13 protein-coding genes and 1 pseudogene are annotated in these 16,345 nt (G+C 73.0%); 10 read left to right on the top strand and 4 right to left on the bottom strand.

The window, feature by feature from the left end:
• Window positions 1–43: 43 nt before the first annotated feature.
• Complete coding sequence (locus AC07C1_RS10830) at window positions 44–1,387, bottom strand: helix-turn-helix domain-containing protein (RefSeq protein ID WP_478938354.1); 1,344 nt, start codon at window positions 1,385–1,387, stop codon at window positions 44–46.
• 110 nt (window positions 1,388–1,497) lie between these two features.
• On the opposite strand from AC07C1_RS10830, the gene AC07C1_RS10825 reads away from it, so the two are divergent.
• Both AC07C1_RS10825 and AC07C1_RS10820 read left to right on the top strand, forming a co-directional pair.
• Complete coding sequence (locus tag AC07C1_RS10825; protein WP_478938353.1) at window positions 1,498–1,707, top strand: hypothetical protein; 210 nt, start codon at window positions 1,498–1,500, stop codon at window positions 1,705–1,707.
• Window positions 1,708–1,748: 41 nt separating this feature from the next.
• Window positions 1,749–2,009: pseudogene (locus tag AC07C1_RS10820) on the top strand (amidohydrolase); the annotation flags it as partial.
• 389 nt (window positions 2,010–2,398) lie between these two features.
• Here the strand turns inward: AC07C1_RS10820 and AC07C1_RS10815 are convergent.
• Both AC07C1_RS10815 and AC07C1_RS10810 read right to left on the bottom strand, forming a co-directional pair.
• Entirely contained in the window at window positions 2,399–3,475 is a 1,077-nt protein-coding gene (locus tag AC07C1_RS10815; RefSeq protein ID WP_478938352.1) for a hypothetical protein, read from the bottom strand.
• A gap of 141 nt (window positions 3,476–3,616) precedes the next feature.
• Window positions 3,617–4,768, bottom strand: coding sequence for a PP2C family protein-serine/threonine phosphatase (locus AC07C1_RS10810; protein ID WP_478938419.1), 1,152 nt, complete (start codon window positions 4,766–4,768; stop codon window positions 3,617–3,619).
• Window positions 4,769–4,928: 160 nt separating this feature from the next.
• On the opposite strand from AC07C1_RS10810, the gene AC07C1_RS10805 reads away from it, so the two are divergent.
• Window positions 4,929–5,417: a hypothetical protein gene (locus AC07C1_RS10805; RefSeq protein ID WP_478938350.1), complete on the top strand. Its 489-nt coding sequence runs from the start codon at window positions 4,929–4,931 to the stop codon at window positions 5,415–5,417.
• Between the two features lie 245 nt (window positions 5,418–5,662).
• Window positions 5,663–6,586, top strand: coding sequence for a hypothetical protein (locus AC07C1_RS10800; RefSeq protein ID WP_478938348.1), 924 nt, complete (start codon window positions 5,663–5,665; stop codon window positions 6,584–6,586).
• Here the strand turns inward: AC07C1_RS10800 and AC07C1_RS10795 are convergent.
• Entirely contained in the window at window positions 6,486–7,832 is a 1,347-nt protein-coding gene (locus AC07C1_RS10795) for an aminotransferase-like domain-containing protein (protein ID WP_478938347.1), read from the bottom strand. The two genes, AC07C1_RS10800 and AC07C1_RS10795, sit on opposite strands and share 101 nt — an antisense overlap.
• 89 nt (window positions 7,833–7,921) lie before the next feature.
• On the opposite strand from AC07C1_RS10795, the gene AC07C1_RS10790 reads away from it, so the two are divergent.
• From AC07C1_RS10790 to AC07C1_RS10765, 6 genes are all read left to right on the top strand, one after another.
• Window positions 7,922–8,704 (top strand): alpha/beta fold hydrolase, encoded by a 783-nt coding sequence (locus AC07C1_RS10790; protein ID WP_478938345.1) that lies wholly within the window; start codon window positions 7,922–7,924, stop codon window positions 8,702–8,704.
• A gap of 16 nt (window positions 8,705–8,720) precedes the next feature.
• Complete coding sequence (locus AC07C1_RS10785) at window positions 8,721–9,677, top strand: endonuclease/exonuclease/phosphatase family protein (RefSeq protein WP_478938343.1); 957 nt, start codon at window positions 8,721–8,723, stop codon at window positions 9,675–9,677.
• 59 nt (window positions 9,678–9,736) lie between these two features.
• A complete protein-coding gene (locus AC07C1_RS10780) occupies window positions 9,737–11,680 on the top strand; it encodes an FUSC family protein (RefSeq protein WP_478938341.1) in 1,944 nt (647 codons plus the stop codon).
• A gap of 478 nt (window positions 11,681–12,158) precedes the next feature.
• Window positions 12,159–13,553 (top strand): VWA domain-containing protein, encoded by a 1,395-nt coding sequence (locus AC07C1_RS10775; protein ID WP_478938340.1) that lies wholly within the window; start codon window positions 12,159–12,161, stop codon window positions 13,551–13,553.
• A 95-nt stretch (window positions 13,554–13,648) separates the two neighbouring features.
• Complete coding sequence (gene metG / locus AC07C1_RS10770; RefSeq protein WP_478938338.1) at window positions 13,649–15,265, top strand: methionine--tRNA ligase; 1,617 nt, start codon at window positions 13,649–13,651, stop codon at window positions 15,263–15,265.
• Between the two features lie 161 nt (window positions 15,266–15,426).
• Window positions 15,427–16,344 (top strand): hypothetical protein, encoded by a 918-nt coding sequence (locus tag AC07C1_RS10765; RefSeq protein WP_478938336.1) that lies wholly within the window; start codon window positions 15,427–15,429, stop codon window positions 16,342–16,344.
• Window position 16,345 lies beyond the last annotated feature (1 nt).

The raw sequence follows: 16,345 nt of genomic DNA, 5'->3' as shown, positions 1-16,345 counted from the left end.
CGCCGCCCGGTCCGCGAACGGGAACGGTGGGGCGGGCCCCAGGTCACAGCGGTGGCTGGGCAGGGGCCGGACCCAGGGTCGTGGTGCCCGGGGTGCTGCGGTGGCCGAGGCCCGTGCGGTAGGCGTCCAGGGCCGCTTCGACGCGGCCCGTGCGGCGCAGCAGGTCGCCCAGGAGACGGCACAGGTCGGCCAGGTCGCCGGCGGCGCCCGCGCGTTCCAGGAGGCTGAGCGCACGGACGTAGTGCTCCTCGGCGGCCTCGGTGTCCCGGGTGTCCTCGGCGATGATGCCGAGGAGCCGGTGGGCCGCGGCCGCGTGGACGGCGCCGCGTTCGCAGGAGAAGTCCCCGAGGACGCCCTCCAGCAGTTCGGCGGCCTCGGCGGACCGTCCCCGGCGGTGCAGCACGTCGGCCAGTTCGACCGTGGCCTGGCTGCGGTAGAGGGCGGCCCGGGTCTGCGAGAGCATGGCGTGCGCCTGGCGCAGTTCGCCCTCCGCACGCTCCAGCTCGCCGTTCTGGGCGTGGACGTAACCGCGCATCCAGTGGCAGTTGGCCAGCTCGGTGCGCAGCTGGAGCTGGCGGTACAGCTCGGCCGCCTTGGCGAGGGAGGCGTCGGCCTCGGCGCCCCGGCCCTCGGCGAGCAGGGTGCGGGCGACCGAGCGGTGCATCCGGGCGATCAGCGCGGGGTCGCCGGCCCGCGGGGCGAGCGCGAGGGCGAACTCGGCCGCCTGGGCGGCGCGGGCATGGGCGCCCATGTCCAGGTACGGGCCGATGACGCTGGCGTAGAGCAGCAGGAGGGCGTCGGGATCGTGCAGGCCACCGCGGTTGAGTTCGTCGAGGGTGGATTCCAGCAGGTAGACCGCGTACCGGAGTTCACCGGCGAGGTAGTGGGAGACGGCCCGGCCGCGCACCGCGGGCACGCGCACCGGCAGCGACTCGCCGGCCAGGCGTTCCTCGGCCCGTTCGAAGCACTCGCGCGCGCTTGTCAACTCACCTGTCTCCAGGGCGCATTCACCGAGGCCGAGGAGCGCGGTGGCCTGCTCGCAGCCGAGTCCGTGCGTCTCCGCCTCGGCGAGCAGCGCGGTGTACTGCGCGGCGGCCTCCTCCGCCCTGCCGTCGGCGAGGACGCGCTGTGCCTCGGTGAGACGCAGCCGCAGGCCGGTGGCGAGGTGGGCGGGCCGGCCCACGGCCAGTTCCTCGAAGGCCACCCCGAGCCGGCCCGCGATGTGCCGGAGCGCCTCGTCGGAGGCCCGTACCCGGCCCGCCTCCAGCGTGGAGACGTAGGCCGGTGTGTACGCGGGCTCGGCCAGCTGCCGCTGGGTCAGGCCGCGCTGGGTGCGCAAGCGCTGCACGCGCCGCCCGATGACCTCGGGATCGTCCCGTTCCCGCATACTCTGCCCCCAACTCCCCTGATACCTCTTGCCGTTCGGCTCGCGCAGCCCCTAGGTTAAACGGCGGATTAAGCCTGCTTAATACGCCGCTGTCGTGTTGCGAGGTCGCCGTGCCCGGACGTACATCCGCACCCTACGGACGCCGCACTCCCGAACTGGCGCCTTCCCGGCTCCGGGTGGGCGGCGGCACCTGCACCGCCCGGGCCGTCGCCGCGGCCATGATCGCCGCGGCGGCCCTGATCCTCGTGGCGAACGCCGGCCCGGCTCGCGCGGCGGACAGGGCACCCGCGGCCGCGGCCGTCCAGCACGTCGGCCGCTGAGGGCTCCCCCCGGCCGGCCGCGGGCGCCTACGCTGCCTCCCGTGACCTCGACCGCGGCCCGCACCGCTCTCGATCTGACGGCCGACCTCCCGGTGCCGGACCTGGAGGACTACTACCGCGATCTGCACCGCCATCCCGAGCTGTCCCTGCGCGAGCACCGCACCGCCGGGAAGCTCGCCGGCCGGCTGCGCGACGCCGGGTTCGAGACCGCCGAGGGCGTCGGCGGCACCGGGGTCGTGGGCCGGCTGCGCAACGGGGACGGGCCGACCGTGCTGCTGCGGGCCGACATGGACGCGCTGCCGGACTGGTTCGTGACGACCACCCCGGCCGAGGTGTGGGAGCAGGCCCCCGGTGACACCCTTACCGAGAAGTTCCAGGCCGTGCCGAGCAACCACAGCCCGCACTTCGCACCCGATCCGTCCACGGTTGCCCCGGGTGTCCGCACGCTGGTCTCCGGAACTCTCGCGCTGTTGTCCGTGACATGACCTAGTGCCGCGGCAGGCAACGTTTGCCCGTCAAGGAGCGGCGTCCGGTGCGTGCTCTCGGCGTGCCGGCCGGAAGTCCTCGTACTGGATGTACTTGGGCTTTCGGCCGGTGCGGCGAGAGTGCGTGCCGGGCGCCGCGACGGGGCGAACGTTGCCTGCCGCGGCACTAGTGGGCCTGGAAGTACTTCGCCTTCACCCGGTGCGGCCTACTGGGCCTGGAGCTGCCGCAGCTGCCGCTGGACGTTCTCCAGCGCGCCGCTGTGGCGCCCCGGCACCCTGAGTCTCAACTCCGCGAGGGCGGGCCCCAGTTCACGGGCCCGCGCCGTGTCCTCGATGCGGCCCCACTGGTGGTGGGCGCGGTCCACGGCCGCCTCCACGGCGGGCGCGTCCACGGCCTGCCCCGCGGCCAGCCGCACCCCGGCGAGCCCCAGCCAGGCCCGGCAGCTGCGCACCGCGTCCCCCGCGAACATCGCGAGATCCGCCCGGACCTCCGTCCAGTGCAGGGCGTCCTCGGAGGCGGGTCCGTGCGCCTGTACGGCGGCCAGCTCGTACCGGGCGGCGATCGTGTCGGCCTCGCCGTGCCGCCCGGCCTGCACGGCGGCGCTGATGGCGGCGTGCGGATCGACGGCCGTGGGTCCGGGGGCGAAGCCGCCGGGGCTGGCCAGCAGCAGGTTTCCCGTGGCTTCCTTCGCGATCCGGGCCAGCACCTGCTGGTGCACCACCTCCAACGGCGGCCGGTGTCCGCTCCGCAGCAGCGTCGCCACCGCCTTCATGTACGACGGCTCGGCCAGGCCCCGCCGGCCGGCCGGCCGCGCGGGGGCGATGCGACCGTAAACGGCGGTGGTGGGGCCGGGGTCGAGCCCGCGTTCGGCGGCGTACCGCCAGGCCTCCGCGTCCGCGTGCAGGTCGACCACGAGCGCGGTCTGCGCGGCGGAACGCAACCGCAGCTCCTCGCGGATCCACTGCCAGGGCAGCGCGGTGTAGCGGACGGTGGCCGCGGTGGTGCGGGCCAGCGCCAGATGCGGCTGCCGCTGGCGGCGGTCCAGGTGGAGCTGGCCGGTGAGATACACGGTCAGCGGGCCGGGAGCGGCCGCGGCGGCGCGCAGCCGGGTGAGGACGGCCTGCGGCTCCAGCGGGTCGGCCAGCTCCACCACGTTGGCCGTGTCGGTGCCGGACAGCACGGCCGGGGCGACGGCGGCCAGCACCGGCAGCACACCGGCCGCGTCCACCAGGCGCCCACGGCCCAGCGGCGAGGCCGCGATCAGCAGCACGGTTCCGGGCATCGGTCCTCCCCCTGTAGACCCTGTGGATCCGTAGACCCTGTGGATCCGTAGACCCTGTAACCGTGGGCCCGGTGGATCCGTGGGCTCTGTAGATCCGCTCTCCAGCCAGCACCGTAGCCGCTGCTGCTGCAAACCCGCGCCTCAGGTCTGCAAACGTCCCCGTTCGGGGGCTTCGCCCGCCTCCCGCGGCCGGCGCACGGCGAACACCGTGGTGTCGTCCCCCAGCCGGCCGCCGCTGTGCCGCAACACGCCGTCGCGGACCCGGCGGACCAGCCGCCGGGGATCGGCGCGGCTCGGGTCGGCGATGACCGCGCGGTCGACCTCGCGGGCCAGTGGATAGAAGGCGCCGGGCTCGTCGCGGGCCTCGGTCACCCCGTCGGTGACCAGCAGCAGGGTCTCGTCGGCGGCGAGCGGCACGCGGTGCACGGACGGCAGGCCGCCCGCCAGTTCGGCGAGGCCGAGCGGGAGCCCGTCGCCGCTGGGCAGCTCGCGGGCCCCGTGCGGGCCGACGGCGAGCGGGGGTTCGTGGCCGAAGTTGACGATCTCGATCGTGTCCGTGGCGTCCTCGGGGAAGCCGATCAGCACGGCGGTGGCGAAGCGGTCACCGTCGTCCCGGCCGAGCGCGATTCTGTGGGATCGGTGCCGGAGCATCCGGGTCTCCAGGCGTTCGGCGACGGTCGCGAGGTCCGGCTCGTGGTACCCGGCCTCGCGGAAGGTGCCGAGCAGCGCGGCGGCGGCCTCCACCGCGCCGAGGCCCTTGCCCTGCACATCGCCGACGAGGACGCGGGTGCCGTGCGGGCCGGGCTGGATGTCGTAGAAGTCGCCGCCGACCCGGGCGTCGACGTCGGCGGCCAGATAGACCCCCGCGTGTTCCAGGCCGGCCCAGCGCGGCGGCAGCGGGCGCAGCACGGTACGGCGGGTGGTCTCGGCGATGTCCCGGATGTGCAGCGTCTGCCGTTCCCGGCGCACCCGCACGACGGCGGCCAGCACGGCCAGCAGACCACCTACGGCCACCAGGACGAAGTCGGCGAAGCCGGCCTTGTACTGCTCGGGCCAGGCGCTGTCGACTGCGACGTACGTCACCACCGACAGCAGGCTGAAGGCGGCCGTCGTCCACACCCCGCAGATCGCGGCGGCGATGCCCGGGACCAGGACGATCCAGGAGATGATCCGGAAGCGCTCGGGAGTGCTGAAGTCGACGAGCGCGATGCCGACGAGCAGCAGCAGGGGCACCACCCAGGCGACGCTCCGGCCGTGTACCCGCAGCAGCCGGCGCCGCCGCGCGTACTCCATCTCCGTCACGGCGGGCAGCCCTTCATGTTCTCCGGCGTTCTCCAGGGAAACACGGGAGGGAACGGCACGCATCCGCATCCGTCACCCTCCTGGCCGACTTGCCGGGCCCTGCTCCCAGGTGTGCGCTGGAGAGCGGGGGCGAGGAGAGAGGAGAGCTGTCATGGCTCAAGCGGCACCCGCGCCCGGCGGCACGCCCCGACCCGGCCGCACGCCCGCGGCGGAGGCCCGGGCGACCGATGTGCGCGCCCGTCCGCCCGACGTGTTCGACGCCCGGACCCACGCGATGGCCAGGTGGGCGCTGCCCGTGGTGCTCGGTCTGGTCTACGGGTACTGGGCCGCCGCGAACACGCGCAACGGAGGTCCCATCACCGGCTGGAACCTGCTGTTCGGTGTGGTGACCGGCATCGTGTTCTTCGCCGTGTACCGGGGCCTGGAGTCGTTCGCGGTGCGTCAGAAGCGCGAGGTGCGCGCGGTGCTGTGGGCGGCCTTCACGGGCATCGCGGTGGGTTTCCTGTACAGCCTGAGCGGCCGCGGTCACGCGGTGGTGGCGTCCATGGGCCTGGGTCTCGCGGTCGCCGTGCCCACTTTCGTGGTGCTGTTCTACCGCTACTACACGCACGAGGACCCGGCGGGGCACCGCATCCGCTGAACGCGCCGCACGCGCGTGGGCCCCCGGCCGGACTCCGGCCGGGGGCCCACGCACTCCCCTGTGCTCCCTCCCCACCAGCCTCCCCAGCACCAGGAAACACCCGTCCGGGGGAACCCTCCACCGGAGGGGTGGACTACCCGGCCCCCACGCGGGGCGGCGCCGGATGCCACCCGTTCGGCCCGGATTTCCGCCCGGATGCAGTCCTCCCGCTCGCGCCACGGCCCCCGGAGCCCTTGCCTGGAAGCGTGTTTCCACGCCTCAGGAGCGCCCTGTCGGCCGTACTGATCATCCTGTCCTGCCTGCTCGTGCCGTTCGGCGCGCTGGCGGCCTGGGCGGCGTACGGGCTCGCCGACACGGGCCGGTACGTCACCACGATGGCCCCGCTCGCCGCCGACCCGGACGTGCGGGAGGCCGTCGCGGACACGGTCGGTGACGGGATCATGCGCGCGGTGGACCAGCATCTGGACGTGCGCCCGCTGCGCGGTTCCGTCCGTCCGTTCGTGCACGACGCGGTGCGGTCCTTCACCCATACCGAGGCGTTCCGGCTGGCCTGGGACACCGGCAACCGGGTCACGCACGACGCGGTCCTGCGCGCGCTGCGCGAGGACGACGAGCGCGACGTCACCGTCGACTTCGCCCCCGTCACCGCCCAGGTCAAGCGCCAGCTCACCCTCGACCATGTGCCGCTCGCGCAGCGCATCCCGGTGGAGCACACCGCGGTCGCCGTGCTGCCGGCGGGCGAGCTGGTCGCCCTGCGAAAGGGGTTCAACGTGCTCGAGGTCGCCGGTTTCTGGCTGCCGGTGACGGCGGTCGTCTTCGCCGTCGCCGGCATCGGTCTGGCCGTCCACCGCCGCCGGGCCGTCGCCGCGACCGGGCTGGGTACGGCTCTCGGCGGCGCCCTGCTCGTCCTGGCCCTCACCATCGGCCGCGGTCTGACCCTCGCCGACCTGCCCGCCGACGTGCCCCGCCCGGCCGTGGGCGCCGTCTACGACGCCCTCACCGGCACCCTGCGCACGGCAGCCTGGCTGCTGCTCGGCCTCGGCCTCGCCGTCGCCCTCACCGCCTGGCTCACCCGGCATCTGCGGCTGGCCCGCCCCGCGCGACGCCGGCGAGAGTCGCCAGCGCCCGCTTCAGCTCCGGCTCAGGCGCCGACGCGAGCCCAAGCCTGACCGCGTCCGGCGCGCGACCGGCGCCGACCGAGAAGGCGGTGCCCGGCGTGACCGCGATCCCGTGCGCCCGCGCGGCGGCCGTGAAGGTGTCCGCCCGCCACGGCGCGGGCAGCTCCCACCAGGCGAAGTAGGCCGCCGGGTGGGACCGTACGGCGAACCCGGCCAGCTCCTCGGCGACCAGCCGCTGCCGGTGCCGCGCGTCCTGCCGCTTGGCCGTCACCAGCCGGTCCACCGTTCCGTCCACGATCCACCGCACGGCCGCCTCCAGCGCGAAGGCGCCCGCGCTCCACCCGCCGGACCGGATGGCCCGCGCCACCGCCTCGGTACGCCCCTCCGGTACGACGGCGAAGCCGACCGTCAGCCCCGGCGCGACCCTCTTGGACAGCCCGTCGACGAGGTGGACGAGCCCCGGCGCGAGCGCGGCCAGCGGGGGTGTGCCGCCCGGGTGCAGAAAGGACCAGATCCGGTCCTCGACCACCGGTATCCCCAGCCTGTGGACGGTATCGGCCAGGTGCGCGAGCCGCCCGGCGCTCGTCGTCCGCGACGTGGGGTTGTGCAGGGTCGGCTGGAGGTAGAGGGCGGACAGGGGGGCGGTGCGGTGGGCGGCGGTGACGGATTCGGGCAGCGGCCCCTCCTCGTCCGTCGCGATCGGGACCAGGACGCTGCCCAGGCGGCCGGCGATCTCCTTGACCAGCGGATACGTCAGCGGCTCCACGCCCACCCGGCCACCGGGCCGCACCAGCGAAGCCAGGGTGGCGGCGATCGCCTGCCGGGCGTTGCCGGTGAACAGGACCCGCGCGGCGCCGGACCGCAGACCCCCCTGGGCCAGCAGGGAGGCCACCGCCTCCCGGGCGGCCGGGGTGCCGGCGGCCGCGGCCGGCCGCAGCGCCTGCCCCAGCGCGTCCGGCCGCAGCAGCGGCGCGAGGGCCAGGGCCAGCAGCTCCGACTGGCCTTCGGCGCTGGGGTAGTTGAGTTCCAGGTTCACGGCTGCGGCACCGGCCGCCTCGGCCAGGGCGTGCCCCGGCTGCCCGTCCGGCTCGGTGGCCCGCACGAACGTGCCGCGCCCGACCTCGCCCACCACCAGCCCCCGGCGGACGAGTTCGGTGTACACCCGCCCGGCCGTCGAGGGCGCGATCCCGTGCCGTCGGGCGAACGCCCGCTGCGGCGGCAGCCGTTGGCCCGGCCGTAGTCGTCCGCCGCTGATGTCGTCGGCGATCCGGTCGGCGATGCGCCGGTAGTCGTCCACCTGTCCCCCTGTCCCTGCCGGTGCCCACGATTGCACCGAGGGCAAAGATTTTATTGCACCGAGGAGTTGGCCCGCCTAGGGTCGATCACATGCCTCCCTTCCTCGCATACGAGGACAAAGGCCCCGGCATGTCGACCCGGGTTCCCCTCGTCCTCGTCCACGGCCACCCCTTCGACCGCACGATGTGGGACCCCCAGCTGACGGAGTTCTCCGCCGGCCGCCGGGTGATCGTCCCCGACCTGCGCGGCTACGGCGCCTCCCCGGTGACCCCCGGCACGGTCCCGCTCTCCCGGCACGCCCAGGACATCGCCGGCCTGCTGGAATTCCTGGAGGTGGACGCCTTCGTCCTCGCCGGCCTGTCCATGGGCGGCCAGATCGCCATGGAGTGCTACGACCGCTTCGGCGACCGGTTCCGCGGCCTGGTCCTCGCCGACACCTTCCCGGACGCGGAGACCCCCGAGGGCAGGCGGGGCCGCAAAGCGACGGCCGACCGGCTGCTCGCCGAAGGCATGCGGGGCTACGCCGACGAGGTACTGGACAAGATGGTCGCCCCCTACGCGCGCCCCGACGTCAAGGCCCACGTCCACCGCATGATGACGGCCACCTCCCCCGAGGGCGCCGCGGCCGCCCTGCGCGGCCGGGCCGAACGCCCCGACTACCGGGACCTGTTGACCAGGGTGCGGGTGCCCACCCTGGTCGTGGTCGGCGCCGACGACACCTACACACCCGTCTCCGGCGCCGAGGCGATGCACGCGGCCCTGCCCGACTCCCGGCTGCACGTCATCGAGGGCGCCGCCCACCTGCCCAACCTGGAGCGGCCGGAGGAGTTCAACCGGGCGCTGGCCGGATTCCTGGCGCGGCTGGACGGGTGATCGTAGGCTCGCTCCCGTGACCCAACGCCGCGGACGCAGGCTCGGCACCTGGTGTGCCGGACTGCCGCTGGCCGGCGTGAGCGTGGTTGTCGGCTGCCGGGTGGCCGACACCGACGGCATCACCCCCGTACCCCAACTCCTCGCCTTCCTGCCCTGGCTGCTCCTGCCGACCGGCTTCGCCCTGCTCTGCGCACCGCTGGCCCGGTGGTGGACGGGCCTGGTGTGGGGCGTCGCCGTCCTGGGCCTGCTCGCCTGGTACCTCGAGCCGTACGGCACCATCAGCGAGCCCGGTGGTCCGCCCCTCGCCGCCGTCCGCGTGCTCACCTCGAACGTCGAGTTCGGGCGCGGCACCCCCGCCCTGGTGCCGGTCATCCGCGACCGGCATCCGGACGTGGTGTTCGTGGAGGAGTGCGAGTACACCTGCCAGTCCACCCTGGAAGCCGACTTCGCGGACACCTACCCCCACCGGCAGGCGGTACGCGCGGCCGGCTCCCACGGCTCCCTGATCCTCAGCCGCTTCCCGCTCGAGCCGGCCGAGGGCGTCGCCGGCACCATGGGCATGCCCGGCGCCGTCGCCGACGTGCGCGGCCACGCCGTACGCCTCCAGCTCGCCCACCCCATGCCCCCGCTGCCGGGCCGGCTCGGCCCGTGGCGCCGCGAACTCGGCAGGCTCCGGGTCTTCGCGGCGTCCGGCGAGGACACCCCCACCGTCCTCGCGGGCGACTTCAACGCCTCCCAGGACCACGCGGCCTTCCGCCGCATCCTGGACACCGGCCTGACCGACGCGGCCCGCCTCGCCGGCCACGACCGCGCCCCCAGCTGGCCCTCGCGCACCGCCTCCGTCATCGGCGCCCAGATCGACCATGTCCTGGTCTCACCGGACTTCACCGCGACCGGCGCCCACTTCCTGCGCCTGACGGGCACCGACCATCGCGCCCTCGTCGTCGATCTCGCGCTCCACCAGCGCGAATGAGCCGAACCGGCCACCCCCACGCCACCGGACCGACCGCACCGAAGCCCCATAATGGGCGCATGTCCCGAGAGTTCCCCATCGGCCTCACCCCTCCCGACTGGCTGGTCCGGAACCTCCAACCCCAGCAGGCACCCGTCAACTGGGCCGCCGTCGCCCGCGCCGCCGTCGCCATGACCCTCCCGCTGGCGATCGGCCTCGCGGCCGGCCGCCCGGCCTACGGTGCGCTCGCCTCCATGGGCGCCCTGTCCGGCGTCATCGGCGACACCGCGGACGCCTACCGCATGCGCATCCTCAACATCGCGGTCCCGCAGCTGTTCGGCGCGGTCGGCGTGACGCTGGGCGCGCTGGTGTACGGGCACGGCTGGTACGCGGTCGCCGCGGTCACCGGGGTCGCGTTGCTGTCCGGCATGATCTCGACGATCGGCGCCGTGGCGTCGGTCTCGGGCCTGCTCCTGCTCCTGAACTGCGTGGTGGGCGCGGGCCTCCCGCTCCCGTCCCCCTGGTGGGTGGCCCCGGCCCTGATGACCGGCGGCGGCCTCCTCGTCCTCCTGCTCGCCCTGCTGGCCTGGCCGTTGCGCTCGAAGGTCCCCGAACGCGCGGCGGTCGCCGCCACGTACCGCACGGCCGCGGCCCTCCTCTCCGTCTCCGGCACGGACCGCACCGAGGAGTACGACGAGGCCCGCCGCGCCGTCACCCAGTCCCTGAACCAGTCCTACGACCTGATCCTGGCCCGGCGCGCCCGCCACCACGGCCGCAGCCCCGAACTGACCCGTCTGCTGGCCCAGTTGAACGCGATCACCCCGGTGGTCGAGGCGGCCCCCGCGGCCCACCTGGCGGGCCGTCCCCTCCCCCCGCGGATCCCGGAGTCCGTCCACCGACTCGCGCAGGCTGTCGAGACGGGCCACACCGGCCCGGCAGCCCTGGACCTCCCCCTGCCCACCACGGAGACGGCCCGCGCGGTGGACCACGCCCTGCGCCACGTGGCCGAGGTCGTCACGGCCCCCGACGTGGACCCGCGGGGCATCGACGACCGCCTCGGCCGCCCCGCCGACCTCGGCATCCGCTCGGCCCGAGCGGCCCGCAGCGTGACCCTCTCCGCCAACTCCTGGCGCTACGGCCTGCGCCTGGCGGTCTGCATCGGCATCGCCCAGGCCCTCGTCTCCCTGATCCCGGTACCGCGCTCCTACTGGGTGGCCCTGACCATCACCTTCGTCCTCAAGCCCGACTTCGGCTCGGTCTTCTCCCGCGCCCTGCTGCGCGCCCTCGGCACGGTGGCCGGCCTGGTGATCGCGGCGGTGGTTCTCGCGGAGGTGCCCCTGGGCTGGTGGGACGTCCTGGCCATGCTCGTGCTGGCCCCCCTCATCCCCGCGCTGACCCCGCGGGGCTACGGCTACCAGACGGCAGCCATCACCCCGGTGATCCTCCTGCTCTCCGACATCCTCAACCACCAGGGAACGGCACTGCTGCTCCCCAGGCTGACCGACTCGCTCCTCGGTTGCGCGATCGCCCTGATCGCCGGTTACCTCCTGTGGCCGGAGAGCTGGCACACCCGCGTCGGCGACCGCCTCGCCGACGCGGTCGCGGACACGGCGGCCTACGTGGAAGCGGCGTTCGGCACGGACGCCGACCCGGCCGCCCGGGCCCGCATGCGCCGCCGCCTCTACCGCGACCTCTCCGTCATCCGCACCGAGTTCCAGCGGGCCCTGACCGAACCCCCGCCGACCGGTCGGCGTGCCGCCGCCTGGTGGCCGCTGGTCGTCGCCGTCGAACGCATCGTGGACGCCACGACGGCGGCCCGCGTCCGTGTCCGGCACGGGGCCGCCCCTCCGTCCACGGCCGAGATCGCCCAGGTCACCCTGCAACTCCGGGAGCTGGCGGAGGGCGTCCGCAACGCGGAAACGCTGCTCGCCGTGCGCACGGACCTCACCGGTCCCGCGGGCAGCGTCCTGGAGCCCCTGCGCCAGGAAGTGGCGGCGGCCCGGTCGATCGCATCCCCCCACTGAGCGCTTCGCTAACCTTACGTGTCCGTCCTGGCCAGGGATTGAAACGGGCATCAACTCACGAAGGGTTGCGCACATGGGCATTCTCACTCTCCTGCGAAACGCATTCGGCCGCTCACGCAAGGCACGAGCCACCGAGGCGGAGGGTGCGGACCGACTCCCCACGCAGTCCTCCACCCCGGAACCGTCCACGGAATCCACCACAGCGGAATCCGGCACTGGAGAATCCCGGCCCCGGGAAGCTCGGGCCTCGGAAACCCGAACCTCGGAAGCTCGGACCCCGGAACCTCGGACGCCGGAAGCCCGGACGCCGGAAGCCCGGACGCCGGAGACCCGGACGCCGGAGACCCGGACGCCTGAAACCCGGGCCCCGGAAACCCCGTCCGCGGAGCACACCGGCGCCTCCGAGCCCCGCGCCACGACTCCCGAGGCCGCCGAGCCCCGCACCCCCGAGATCCCCGAGCCCCGCCAGGCGGCCCCCGTGGAACACGACCTCGTGGCAGCGGCCTTCGACAGCGTGAAGGTCCCCCACCCGTCGGAGCCGACTGAGGGGGAGACCGGGGAACGCCCCCAGCCGGAGCAGAAGCCCGCAGCGAAGACCGAGCAGAAGCCCGAGGCACAGCCAAAGCCCGAGACAGAGGCGAAGCCCCCGGCCGCCCCTGAAGCGAAGGCAGAGGCAGAGCCCAAGGCGGAGGCGGAGCCCAAGGCGGAGCCTGAAGCGAAGGCAGAGGCAGAACCCAAGGCGGAGGCGGAGCCCCAGCCTGAAGCCGAGCCCAAGGCGGAGGCTACGGCGGAGCCTCAGGCTGAAGCGGCGGCTGCGGCAGAACCCCAGGCGAAGGCAGAGGCAGAGGCAGAGCCGGAAACGGAGCCCGAGGCGGCGGCGGCCGACGAGTCCGCCGTACCGGCCGAGGCGACGGCCGAGCCGCAAGCCGCCGACGGCGAGGACACCCCGCAGGGGCCACCCGCGGCCGACGACGAGAGCAGCACGGGTGGTGCGGGTGGGAACACGGACGCCGAAGGCGAAGCCGAGGCGGAACCGGCGACGGCCGACGAGCCCGCCGAGGCGACGACCCAGCCGCAAGCCGCCGACGGCGAGGACACCCCGCAGGGGCCACCCGCGGCCGACGACGAGACCCGCACGGGTGGTGCGGGTGGGAACACGGACGCCGAAGGCGAAGCCGAGGCGACGGTCCCGCACAAGCCCGCCACCCCCCTCACCAAGGTCAAGTCCCGCACCCCCTCCCTCACCACCGCCTACAAGGCCGCCACAGCCGCCCTGAAGAAGACCGACCTCACCGGCACCCGGGCAAAGCTCTACCTCGTGCTCGACCGCTCGGCGAGCATGCGCCCGTACTACAAGGACGGTTCCGCGCAGGCCCTCGCCGACCAGACCCTCGCCCTCGCCGCCCACCTGGACCCGGAGTCCACGGTCCACGTCGTCTTCTTCTCCACGGAGGTGGACGGCACCACGGACCTCACCCTCACCCCGGACCACGAGACCAAGATCGACGACGTCCACGCCGGCCTCGGCCGCATGGGCCGTACCAGCTACCACACCGCCGTGGAAGCCGTGGTCACCCATTACGAGAAGCACCACCCGGACCCGGCCACCGCACCGCCCGCCCTCGTGATCTTCCAGACCGACGGCGCCCCGGACGCGAAGACCCCCGCCACCCAGGCCCTCACGGCGGCAGCCGAGTCGCACCCCGCCCTCTTCTTCTCCTTCGTCGCCTTCGGTGAGCACGACAACAAGGCCTTCGACTACCTCCGCAAGCTGAAGACCGGCAACACGTCCTTCTTCCACGCGGGCCCCACCCCCCGCGAGCTGACGGACACGGAGCTGTACGAGGGCGTACTGGCGAACTGGCGCCCGTAGGCCCGCCCAGTCAGGGGGGTGGACACCCGTACGTCCCGTCCACCCCCCGAAACACGTGTGAGTCGATCTTCGGCGGGCCAGTAGGATTTCGACTTATGGCGGCCACTGGATCCGAGAAGCAGGGGGCGAAGGCGTACTACGTCTCGACCCCCATCTACTACGTCAACGACGCTCCTCACCTGGGCCACGCCTATACGACCGTCGCAGGCGACGTGCTCACCCGCTGGCACCGTCAGCGCGGCGAGAAGGTGTGGTACCTCACCGGCACGGACGAGCACGGTCAGAAGATCATGCGCACGGCCGAGGCCAACGGGGTCACCCCTCAGGAGTGGGCCGACAAGCTCGTCACCGAGGCCTGGAAGCCCCTCTGGGAGCATCTGGAGATCGCGAACGACGACTTCATCCGCACCACGCAGAAGCGGCACACCGACCGCGTCCAGGAGTTCGTGCAGGACCTGTACGACAAGGGCGAGATCTACAAGGGCGGCTACGAGGGCCCGTACTGCGTCGGCTGCGAGGAGTACAAGCTCCCCGGCGAGCTGCTCGACGGCGAGGGTGACTTCGCAGGTCAGAAGCTGTGCCCGATTCACAAGAAGCCGGTGGAGATCCTCAGCGAGGAGAACTACTTCTTCAAGCTGAGCGAGTACACCGACAAGCTCCTGGCCCACTACGAGTCCAACCCGGACTTCATCCAGCCCGAGTCCGCGCGCAACGAGGTCGTGAACTTCGTCCGCCAGGGCCTGCAGGACCTGTCCATCTCCCGCTCGACGTTCGACTGGGGCATTCCGATCCCCTGGGACGCCAAGCACGTGATCTACGTGTGGGTCGACGCGCTGCTGAACTACGCCACGGCGGTCGGCTACAACGAGAACCAGGAGAAGTTCGAGGCCACCTTCCCGGCCGACGTCCACCTGGTCGGCAAGGACATCCTGCGCTTCCACGCGGTGATCTGGCCGGCGATGCTGATGGCGCAGGGGCTCCCGCTGCCCGGCAGGATCGCCGCCAACGGCTGGCTGATGGTCGGCGGCGAGAAGATGTCCAAGTCGAACCTGACCGGCATCAAGCCGCAGGACCTGACGACCCACTTCGGCGTGGACGCGTACCGCTGGTACTTCCTGCGCGCGATCGCCTTCGGCCAGGACGGCTCGTTCTCCTGGGAGGACTTCTCCGCCCGCTACACGAGCGAGCTGGCCAACGACTACGGCAACCTCGCCTCCCGCGTGGCCGCCATGGTCGGCAAGTACTTCGGTGGCGCGCTGCCCGAGGCGACGGCCGTCGGCGAGGCGGAGAAGGCAGTCCACGAGGGGCTCGCCAAGGCCGTGGCGGAAGCCGACCGGAAGATCGGCGACGAGCTGGACTTCCAGGGCGGCATCCTGGCCGTCTTCGACTTCGTCAAGCAGGTCAACGGTTACCTCACCGAGCAGGAGCCGTGGAAGGTCGCCAAGGACACCTCCGAGGAGGGCCAGGCCCGCCTCGCGACCATCCTCTACACCGCCGCGGAGGCCCTCCGCGCGGTGGCCGTGTTGCTGAACCCGGTCATGCCGGACACCTCCCAGAAGCTCTGGGACTCCCTGGGCGCGGAGGCCTCCCTCGGCGCCCTGGCCGCCCAGCGGGTCCAGGAGTCCGGCGAGTGGGGCAAGCTCCCGGCGGGCTCCACCGTCACCAAGGGCGCGGTCCTCTTCCCCCGCCTGGAGGAGAAGCCGACCGCCTGACCCACCTCCGCAACAACAGAGGCCCGGAAACACCGCGTTTCCGGGCCTCTGCGCGCTCGCGAGCGCCGATCGAGGAGGCGTGAACGTTTCCTCGTTACCCGAACGAGTGAACCACTCCCTCCGCAGAACACCCCGGCTCTTGATCCACCTACGTTGACCGCATGGTCACATCCACCCACGAGGCATCTCACCGGATCTTCCAGGACAGGCCGGAGCTCCTCACCCCTGTCTTCGGCCTCCTCGGCGTCCCGATGTCCGCGAAGGCGTCGGTGTCGGTCCTCAGCGCCGACGTGACGGAGATTCAGCCTCTGGAGAGACGTGTGGACACCGTCCTGCGTGTCGAACCGTCCGACGGGGACCCCTTCCTGCTCGCCATCGAGACGCAGGGTCGGCGCGACAACCGCAAGGTGACGAGCTGGTCGTACTACGTGGCGTATCTCCACGAGAAGTTCTGCCTTCCGGTGCTGCTCCTCGTCACCTGCACCGACCGACCCACCGCCCGGTGGGCGACCGGGCCGTTCACCTGCGAGGTGCGCGGCTGGACCACCCACAGCACCCATCCCCTGGTCCTGAGCCCGGACAACGTACCGGTGATCACCGACCGGCGTACGGCCGCGCGGAACCTGGCGATGGCGACGTTCTCCGCCATCACGCATAGCAAGAATCCGGAGTCCACAGCCATACTGGAGGCCCTGTTCGGCGCCCTGCAGGAGACAGACCCGCAGACCGCCCTGTACTTCAGCGGCCTACTGGAGATCGGCCTGGGGGACACTCCGGCCCGACAGACATGGAGAAAGCTGATGAGTTTCACCAACTTCTTCCCCGGCCGGGGCACCCTGCTGGAGGAGACCTACCTGGAAGGCCAGGCCAAGGGCGAAGCCAGGGGTGAGGCCAAGGCCATCCTTCGCTTCCTCGAAGCACGGGGCATCTCCGTCCCCAAGGATGCCCGGGGCCGCATCGCGGGCTGCACCGACCTCGACCTCCTCAACCGCTGGCTGGACCGGACGCCCCACGTGAAGAGCGTCGACGACCTCTTCGCCGAGGACGCGGGGAACACCGCGGACCGGGCCGAAGCCTGAC

The organism is Streptomyces sp. NPDC045022 (assembly GCF_056432605.1).
The sequence above is the reverse complement of the archived record's forward strand: the minus strand, read 5'-3'. Positions and strand labels throughout refer to the sequence as shown.